Origin of the sequence: Methanosarcina sp. 1.H.T.1A.1 (genome assembly GCF_000979295.1) — an archaeon.
Classification (GTDB): Archaea; Halobacteriota; Methanosarcinia; order Methanosarcinales; family Methanosarcinaceae; genus Methanosarcina.
Genome location: NZ_JJQY01000059.1, coordinates 31,206 through 41,075 on the forward strand (window position 1 = coordinate 31,206; position 9,870 = coordinate 41,075).

Below are 9,870 nucleotides of genomic sequence, written 5' to 3' on the forward strand. Positions count from 1 at the left end.
ACCTCTCTATTCGTCGGCAGCGTCAGATGTGTATAAGAGACAGGTTCTGGGTAGTTGTAAGTCCTCCGCCGAGCCTGAGCTGTCCCATGCCGTCCAGATACTGGATAGCATCCGGCACCCAGTAATTGCCGCCGGTAAAGTCATGACGCGGCAGGTCTGCCCTTAATTGAGTTCTGGGTTTATTGGCACCGTAACCCTTTACTGGAGGCTCGTGGCAGCTCTGGCAGCTGAAGTTTCTTACAGTACCGTCCTTATAATTTCCACTGGTACCTGCCAGTTGAGCGCTGTCATAGGCAGCCTTGACCGCACCTGTCTGAAGATCCGAAGGCAGCTTTGAGTAATCAGATACCGGGGTCTGGGAGAGAAGCCCTGATTTATACTCACTCTGGGTCCTCTCCACAATCCCGTATTCATACGGGAAGTTGTTGAAAGCTGCTTTTCCATCTACAGGTGCACCAGGTGTCCCATCATATATTACAGGTTCGGACTCCTCCTGTGCTCCATTACCGATCGCAAGGTCCCCTACAGCCGGATTGGAGACATCATGACAGGTACCGCAGAAATCAACGGAACGGTGGAATTCAGACTGAATAAACCGGTGCTTTGACGTAGCATCGCTATACGGCCCCAGTTTGTCAGGATTGTTCCACATAACATACATTCCGGTTCCATAATATCCTGTAATATTATTAGGATCCGCATACAGATCTCCGAGATCATTTGCCAAAAACGGGTCATTCTGTACACCAATTAGTATAGGGTCGGAATTGTCAGGATTTGTGACCTTATGACAGAAATCACACTCAACACCATCGGAATCCCATGCTGTCAGTCCTGACCCGTCGGTGGGTGTGGAATGCCCGGCAAGCCATCCTCCGGGGCTGTGACAGCGTATGCAGAGGTCCCCCGCTCCATTGAAGTCCTGTTCTGCAACTGCAAGAGTTGCCCAAAAGACCGGGTCACGGCCTGCGTTTGCCATCATACTCCCGCGCCAGTTGAATGCGGGTTCAACGGCTTTGTCATATCCCCCATGGCAGTTATCACATTTGTCAGGAGATTCAAGAAATTTCACTTCATTTGGCTGTGTGCCTGGCTGCATGATATCAGTTGGCACAACATCAGCTGCAAGAGCAGCATAGCAGAATAAAAGCAGGATTGCTATCGAACTCACAAGAGGTTTATTTATTGCACATACCCCCAATATTTGCATTATTTACATACTTAATATTCATGAAACTGATTCTATAAGAAAACGTGTGTTTATGTAATCAGATTTTATAAATTATTTTTAATCTAAGCTATTAATAAGAACATATTTTTTTTAAAAAACTAAATTGTAAAAAAAGAATGGTATATTAATAAAAATTAATAGATGAATATATAAATAATTAATATTTTTTAAAAAAGCTAATTGGATATATAGAACTCAAGTTTTTTTATTTAAAAAATAATTTTAAAAATAAATAATCCAGTTAGGCCCTAATTGAGTTGTATTCATACAAGTTTTTAGAAAACAAGCTTTGCTATAAAGCAACTCATCCTCCTTTTCAGTCAAATTAACCATAATTTTCCATCATAGAGGTCATAAGTTTAGCTGTCGGCTCCTGTCTATCCACACGGAGAGAACCTTCAGATCCTCTGTTCCCATCTTTTCTTTTAAAGGGTCAAGAGCTGAATCAACACTTGCTTTTCAACCGGCTCGACGATGGGGTCAAATGCCCCGTAGACGAGACTGCAATCCTTTTCATCATCTATGGAAAGTCTGACCCGTCAGGCTCAAAAATCAAATCTCGTGGATATTATTTTCTTCGGTAGCTGCAAGCTTTGCCTGCAGAAATTCTTCTTCAGCCTTTTTACGTTCTGAGAGGTCAATGAAACTTTCAACAAAATAACCATTTCCTCCTATTGAGACAGGCACAACATTTCTGAGGATTGGTATGGGCTTTCCTCTGGCTTTGAAAAGTAAATCCTCCGAGAGGTCTCCAGCCGGGTCCAGAGAAAGGTCAGTACATCCTTCTTCCCCGCCCTGGCAGACTAACTGGTGGCAGACCATTCCTATAATTTCCTTTTCAGAATAACCCGTAGTTTTCAGTGCAACCTGGTTTACATCCACAATTTTTCTGGAGGAAGCTTCGATCAGCAGGATACCGCAAAGTGTATTGTCAAGGACGGTTTTGAGCCTTTTCCGGTTCTCATGCTCCCATCTTTCTGCATTTTTCAGGCTGGTAATATCCTGAGCTACAATCTGAACAATATTGTTTTTTCTGTCGATAAGGGACAGGCTAACTTCGATATCAATAATTTCCCCGTCAGGTTTCTGGTGTCTCATTTCAAAGTGAGAAGAATTCTTCTTGAAGGTTTCCTTAAGTGCCTGTTGAAGTTCAGGAAGGTACTCAGAAGGAATGAAGGACAGTAGAGAAATATTACGTGGGCGCCTCTGCCCGAAACCGAAAGTTTCACAACCTTTTTTATTGATATCCAGAACCTTTTTTCCATCCGAAATAATAACAGCGTCATTGGACTGCTCAAATAGAGCCCTGTACATCACATCTTTTTCCCTGAGACCGTCTTCTGCTTCCCTGTAAAGTGTGAGGGTACTTTCGAGTTCCATCCATCTTCGGAGAGAAAATATTCCCAGTCCAAACGAGGTATATATCGAAAGAATGAGCAGGAGTCCCATTCCCTCATGAATGTAATTTTCAACAAACAATACGACAGATTCAAAAAGATTATAGCTAGAAGCTGCCAATGTAAATATAAAACCCAGGACCAGAATAAGCATGAGTTCGTTAGACCTTTTTGTGAACGGCGACTTTGAAATATTTTCCATCCATCATCCCCCTTAAAGGACCAGAACCTGTGTAAACTCCTTACAATACCTGGCAACCTGTGCATGTATCTAATATTGATTTGAATCTGCCGATGTCAATGGGCTTTGATACATATCCGCTGCATCCTGCCTTTAAGAACCGGGCTTCATCTCCCTGCATGGCATGAGCTGTAAGGGCAATTACAGGCGTCCTCCGGATTTCAGGGATCTTTTTGATCTCTTTAAGGACTTCAAACCCGTCAAATCCTGGCAGCTGTGTGTCAAGAAGTATGAGATCGAACCTGTTTTCTTTAACAATTTTGAGAGCTTCAAACCCATCTATGGCTTCTCTACTCTCATAGCCAAAAGTAGTAAGAAGGAACCTGATAAGTTCCATAATTGCAGGACTATCCTCAACTACAAGTATACTTTTCATTTCCATGACCCCTCAATCTGCATATATAAAGAGACCTGGCAAAATACAGATGCTTCTGGCAAATAGACTATTGTTCCAAACCCTGAACTGATATACGCAGTAGATGTTTCTACCAGCCCATATACAGACTCGTGCATCCATATTACGAATTATATCCATTAAGACGCCAGAGCTAAAAGTAACGAGTATTTTTGGCAGACTCAGTTAGACAATTGCATCAAGTACCCTATCGTTTTCCCCAATTCGAAAAACTTACCAGACAGTAAGTTAAGACAGTAAGTTAAATACCTTAATCGTTTTCCCCAAATACAATGGAATTTATTAAGTTTAAAAGTTAAAAAGTAATTGTGCTCAATACATATAAAAACTTTGTTTATTGTCAAAAAAAAAACCTACTAGGTAGATATATGAAATACCTTTTCTTAAAAAAATGATGTTTCCCAGAAAACAGGAGAATAACCGGAGAATATTCCTCTAATATTTTCCTGTCATTTCCCTTCGTAAACGGCGAAAACTCTGCATACACAGGATAAGGGCCCGAGACTGCGTCCGTTTCTTCAGGTGTCAGGTTGTGTCAGGTTATATGTCAGGTTATACGTCAGGTCATACCTGAATACCCCCGCATTTCCTCCAAAATGGGACTATGTGGTATCTGTAATTACGATCTACAGCAGATTCAATAAGTTTAGCTTCAACTCAATTCGAAGTTATCAGGACTGAACTTTGAGAATTGTAATGGATGCTGCTTTTGTGCGTATGATAGTGTAATATAGGAAGACTTTGAAATATTTAGATTTAGGATCTTTATTATCCTGTTTTTTCGTTCAGGAGGGTTAAATGACGATTAATTCGACAAATGGCTCTGATAAAGAGGAAATTTCAGCCGCAAGTAGAGCTGATGAGAAAAACAAAAAGCGGGAAGATGAGAAACGGGCTCTGTTTGAGCGCTACGAGAAGCAGCTAAAGAACCTGGACCCTGAACTGGTCACCTCCGACGATGAGGTCGCACTGCAGGAGGCTTTCAGATATGCAAAAGAGGTAATGGGACCTGAGGAACTTGTGGAGTGGTTTACCTCCCTGGCTGAGCCCTTCTACAGGTCTGCAACCTGGCAAATACTTTTACCCATGTATGAAGAGCTGCTTGATACTGCGGAAAGGGAACTGGGGCCGGAAGATCCCGGAACTGCAGCTGTGTTGAACGGGCTTGCAGGGATTTATCGTTACATGGGAAAGCACGAAGAAGCCCTGAAGTTATTTTCAAGAGCACTCAGCATCCGTGAAAAAACTTCAGGTCCGGAGCAACCTGAGACCGGCGATACGCTCAGTGAACTTGGAATTCTCTACTATGTTATGGACAGGCAGGAAGAAGCCCTTCTGTATTATAACCGGGCTCTTGAAATTCAGGAAAAGTTTCTGAGTCCGGAGAATACGGGAGCTGTCAGGACACTTAACAGGATGGCTTTTTATTATAAGGGAATAGAAAGGCCGGAAAAAGCGGAAGAACTTTTCATCCATGCCCTCGGGCTGCTTGAAAAACTTGCGGAAAAGGAGCCCGAGAATAAAAAAATCCTGGCTTATACTGCCGGCACCCTGAACAATCTTGGAGTCCTGCTCTCGGAAATGGGCAAACTTGAGGAAGCCGAGGAAAGATACGGGCAGGCTCTGAAACTTCAGGAAAAGGTATACGGAAAAGAACACCCGCAGATAGCCCAGACCTTAAACAACCTTGCCCTGCTTTATTTCCAGACAACAAGGTATGAAAAAGCCCTGATTCTTTATACGCGCTCTCTGGAGATCATGGAAAAACTGGGAAAAACCGAGCACGCCGGCTTTGCTACGACCCTGAACAACCTTGCAGGCGTCTATGTCCAGAAAGGCCGTCATGAAAAAGCCCTTGAACTTTACACGCGAGCCCTTGAAATCCGTGAGCGTGTCCTTGGGCCGGACAATCCCGAGGTTGCCAAGACCTTAAATAATCTTGGCGAACTGCACAGAATCCTCGGCCAGCACAAAAATGCCCTCCCCCTCTACACACGAGCCCTCAAGATCTATGAAAACACACTCGGCCCAACCCACCCAGATGTTGGAACGACCCTGAACAACCTCGCAGGCTTGCACGAAAGTATGGGCGAATACGAAACCGCAATCGACCTTTACGAAAAAGCCCTTGACATAATAGAAAAAGAATACGGACCCGACCACCCCTACTTCAAGATCACGCGAAATAATTTACTGGGCCTGTATGAAAAAATGGAGAGGAGCTGGCGGAAATAAGAATTATTTAACGCTCGCAGGTAGTCTATCTTCAATCGGTTAATTAGTCTGCCTTCAATCGGTTAATATTACAGAGAAAAATTAATTACAGATCTCGGTCGTTCCCCCGGATCCTGGTACAGCGGTTTTTATATTGGCGAATATATATAATACTCATTAATTTAATCGAAAAACGAGTTCGAAAAAAGGTAGCCAGATGATTCAGGGGGATTACAGGTGTCAGAAAATCAAAGGATGACTACTATCCGAGATCTTCAGGACAGGGGCAGGGCCCTGAGAGAAAATGTACCCCGCAGAAGCCACGGGGTCTGGGTACCTGACCCTTCTCGATCCGACCCGATCCTCCTGCTTCAGGAACAGGACAAGAACCGTCTGAAACACCTTTTGCCCATCAAATACGGCCGCATGCTGGAGTCACCCTTTACCTTCATGCGAGGTTCGGCTGTTGTGATGGCTTCCGACCTGGCTACAACCCCGGTGACCGGGCTGCAGGTGCAGCTCTGCGGGGATGCGCACCTGTTAAACTTCGGAATATTCGCCACCCCGGAGCGCAAGCTGGTCTTCGACATTAACGATTTCGATGAGACCTATCCCGGCCCCTGGGAATGGGACCTCAAGCGCCTTGCTGCCAGCGCGGTGGTCGCAGGAAGAGAGAACGGATTTGGAGACGAAGTTAACCGAAAACTGGCAATGGTTGTCAGCAGATACTATCGCAGGGCCATGGTACGTTTTGCCCAGTCTGCCTTTCTGGACGTGTGGTATTACAACGTAGAGGTGGAGAAGGTCCTTGAGGTCTTTGAGAAATCCTCCCGGAAGGCTGGGAAAAGTGCCCAAAAAGTGGTCAAGAAAGCACGTGAAAGTACGCGGGAGCATGCAATAGAAAAGCTCACCGAGGTGGTCGACGGTAGGAGGCGAATTCTCAATGATCCTCCGCTCCTTGCGCGTCTGAGTGAGATCCTGCCCGAAGAACGAAAAGCCGAAATGACAGAACAGTATGTTAAAAAGCTGTACCAGGATTTCGTGAACACACTGCCCGAGGAACGGCACCACCTCGTTTCACACTTTCGGATCTCTGACGGGGCTTTGCGGGTCGGCGGCATTGGAAGCATTGGGACGCGCTGCATTATATTTCTTCTCGAAGGAACTGAAAAAGATGAAGCTCTGATACTGCAACTGAAAGAGGCCGGTCCCCCGGTCCTGGAACCCTATGTCGAAAAGAAGGATTATGCCAGCCAGGCACGGCGCGTGGTGGTTGGACAGAAGCTGATGCAGGCTGCCAGTGATATTTTTCTGGGATGGATCGAGGACCCGGCGACCGGAATCCAGTACTACTGGCGTCAGTTGAAAGATATGAAGGGCTCGTTTGATGTGAATTCCCTGGACGAAGCCGGCCTGGAAACATATCTCAAGGTGTGCAGCGTGTGCCTCGCCCGGGCTCACGCCAGGACCGGGGATGCAGCCTCCATTTCGGGATATATTGGCAAGAGTGACACTTTTTGCGAGGCCGTAACTGATTTTGCTGTAGCTTACGCCGACCAGACAGAAAGAGATTATCAAGCACTGAAAGAGGCGGTAAAGTCCGGCCGCATTACAGCTGAAAAAGGCATATGAAAAAAAAGGAAAAAATCTATCGAAAAAGATAGAGCGAAAGAATTATTCTTTGAATTACTCCTTATTTCCGGCTGAGCCTTTCACAACAACCGTACATGCCAGTATATCGTGAACGCCCATCCCATCGTCCATAAACAGGATCGGGATATATGTCACGAAAGGTATGAAGAAGTACCAGACCAGATGCGCGTTAACTATTCCCACTCCATTAGCGGCTACATCTACGACAACCAGGACAAGAGCCGGCATTCCTCTTGCAACGTACCTGAAAAACGCCCTCACGAAAGAGATCCTCCTTCCTTCAAGGTCCACCACTTTAAGATTCATCCACTTTTTTCCGGGTGTTGCCTGCCCTGCTGAACTTTCAAAGTAAACAAAATAAGCGAAAAGTGCCAGGTTTGCAAACGCGATACCATATATATCAGCCAGAGGACTGATAGTTAACGTAGCTGCAATCAGGATAAGAAAAGCAAACAGATTTACGATAAAGATGTCAAGTATATAAGCTGCACATCTTTTCCATACTTCAGTCAAGTCAACTTTTTCAACTGTTTTGGACTCATTGATCGATTCAAAACACTTACCGCTCTCACCGGTAATGTTAACGTTTTCCGTATTAACCATTCCCCCGTCATGTACAATATTTTAATGCTATTAAATATATCCCTCTGGGAAAACTTAAAAAGTTTTTGGTCGAGTTTTGGAAAGGGCTTTTCGATTTTTGGAATTGAAATATTTCAGCAGTGTAATATAGGGCAAGTCCAAAACACACTCAAATATTGGAAATTAGGTTGACCAGGAACTGAGTTTCGGAGGAATTGATTGGCAGTTTGTCCTACACCTTTAATTGAGGAAAAAGAGAGACCGTTTGTTGACAGGAAAGAATTCATCAAAGCATTTGAAAAAACGTTTCAAAATCTTGGGGAAAAAGACTACAGCATCCTGGTTTACTATGGAGTTGGCGGGATCGGCAAGACAAGTTTACGAAAAGAACTCCCCAAACTGCTTGAAGAATATAATGAATCCTATCAAAATACAGGCGTTATATGGGCTTCAGTCGATTTCAGCATAGAGTCCCACAGGCAGTCAGATAAGTTTCTTGGGATCCTGAAAAACCAGCTGCAGGAAAAAAACGGCGTAAACTTCCATTTATTCGATATCGCAAATGCCGCATACTGGCGAAAAGTCAATCCCCAGATCCCTCTTTCAAAAGACGGATACTCCGAAGACAGCATTGTAACGGACCTCTTTGATACATTTGGCGGTTTTGTCTCGATAAATTACAGCAGCATCAAAAGAGTTGTGGAAAGAACCCCTGGTCGTTTTAGAGATTGGTCTTTAAGGAGAAAAGAGGAACTCGCAAGACTGCCCGAAATGGAAGCTCCGGATATTGAAAAAAAGCTTCCTGTTTTCTTTGCACAGGACCTGGCTGATCACCTGCAAAGAACCTCAAAGTCAGCAGTTTTCTTCATAGACAGCTATGAAGCTCTCTGGGAAAAGGAAAGAGGGCAGGGAAGTTTTAATTCGAGAGATGAATGGATCAGGCAACTTATAGCAAACCTGCCAGAATCATCCCTGTGGGTAATCTGCGGAAGGGAGGGACTCCGCTGGGAAGAAGCAGATCAGGACTGGAATAATTATCTTGAACAACATCATCTTGGAATACTTCCTGAAAAAGATGCTTTTAATTTCCTGAATCTTTGCGGAATTCAAGAAGAGGATATTCAAAAAGTGATTCTCGAAGGCAGTGAAGGTGTTCCTTATTACCTCGAACTTGCGGTGGACACATACAATGAAATCGCAAAGACCAGATCTCCAAAACCTGATGATTTTTCCAGAACCCGTAGTGAAATCTTTGACAGATTTATGAAATACCTGAGCGGCCCCGAACAGGAAACCCTAAAAGTTCTTTCAACTCCGCGTTTCTGGAATAAAGATATCTTCAGGGTTTTAATTGATAATTTCAAGACAGGTTACCCACTCACAGCTTATTCGGAATTAAGAAGATTCTCTTTTGTCCAGGAAACGGAAGGAAAACTGCAATTGCATCCACTAATGAGAAAAAGCTTGCAGGAACATCAGGACCAGGGACTAAAAAAAGAGGGTCACATTTTCATGTGTGACTATTACAGCGACAAAATAAAAGACCTCGACATCAAATCCATAACCTCCAAACACGAAACCGCCCTTACCGAAGCCTTTTACCATGCAAAAGAGTCACTTGAAACAGAAAAATTATTTGAGTGGTTCGTTTCAGTTTCAGATCCTTTTTACAGAGCCGCATTCTGGAAATTTATTTCTCCGATGTATGAAGAAATGAAACAAATACTTGAAGTTAATCTGGGACCGGAACACACTGATGTTGCTACCATGCTAAACAATCTCGCATTACTCTATGATAGCATGGGAGAATACGAAAAAACACTCCCACTTTATAAGCGGGCACTTGAAACCCGTGAAAAGGTGCTGGGACCGGAACACCCTGATGTTGCCAACACGCTAAACAATCTCGCATTACTCTATGATAGCATGGGAGAATACGAAAAAACACTCCCACTTTATAAGCGGGCACTTGAAATCTATGAAAAGGTGCTGGGACCAGAACACCCTGATGTTGCCAACACGCTAAACAATCTCGCAGCACTCTATAAGAGCATGGGAGAATACGAAAAAGCACTACCACTTTATAAGCAGGCACTTGAAATCTATGAAAAGGTGCTGGGACCAGAACACCCTGATG

The 9,870-nt window shown here is 44.1% G+C and carries 6 protein-coding genes; 3 read left to right on the forward strand and 3 right to left on the reverse strand.

Annotated elements, in window-relative coordinates:
* Nucleotides 1-1,783 precede the first annotated feature (1,783 nt).
* Both EO95_RS06285 and EO95_RS06290 read right to left on the reverse strand, forming a co-directional pair.
* Complete coding sequence (locus EO95_RS06285; RefSeq protein WP_156163999.1) at nt 1,784-2,830, reverse strand: PAS domain-containing protein; 1,047 nt, start codon at nt 2,828-2,830, stop codon at nt 1,784-1,786.
* Between the two features lie 40 nt (nt 2,831-2,870).
* Nucleotides 2,871-3,245 (reverse strand): response regulator, encoded by a 375-nt coding sequence (locus EO95_RS06290; RefSeq protein WP_048133270.1) that lies wholly within the window; start codon nt 3,243-3,245, stop codon nt 2,871-2,873.
* A gap of 837 nt (nt 3,246-4,082) precedes the next feature.
* On the opposite strand from EO95_RS06290, the gene EO95_RS06295 reads away from it, so the two are divergent.
* Complete coding sequence (locus EO95_RS06295; protein ID WP_200895007.1) at nt 4,083-5,519, forward strand: tetratricopeptide repeat protein; 1,437 nt, start codon at nt 4,083-4,085, stop codon at nt 5,517-5,519.
* A gap of 216 nt (nt 5,520-5,735) precedes the next feature.
* The gene (locus tag EO95_RS06300) at nt 5,736-7,130 is read left to right on the forward strand and encodes a DUF2252 domain-containing protein (protein ID WP_235282891.1); all 1,395 of its coding nucleotides are present in this window, start codon (nt 5,736-5,738) and stop codon (nt 7,128-7,130) included.
* A gap of 54 nt (nt 7,131-7,184) precedes the next feature.
* Here the strand turns inward: EO95_RS06300 and EO95_RS06305 are convergent, their stop codons facing one another.
* A complete protein-coding gene (locus tag EO95_RS06305; protein ID WP_048133274.1) occupies nt 7,185-7,754 on the reverse strand; it encodes an RDD family protein in 570 nt (189 codons plus the stop codon).
* A gap of 198 nt (nt 7,755-7,952) precedes the next feature.
* Between EO95_RS06305 and EO95_RS18185 the strand changes: the two genes are divergently transcribed.
* Nucleotides 7,953-9,870: tetratricopeptide repeat protein (locus EO95_RS18185; RefSeq protein ID WP_052733523.1), on the forward strand; the 1,918-nt coding region annotated here is incomplete at its 3' end.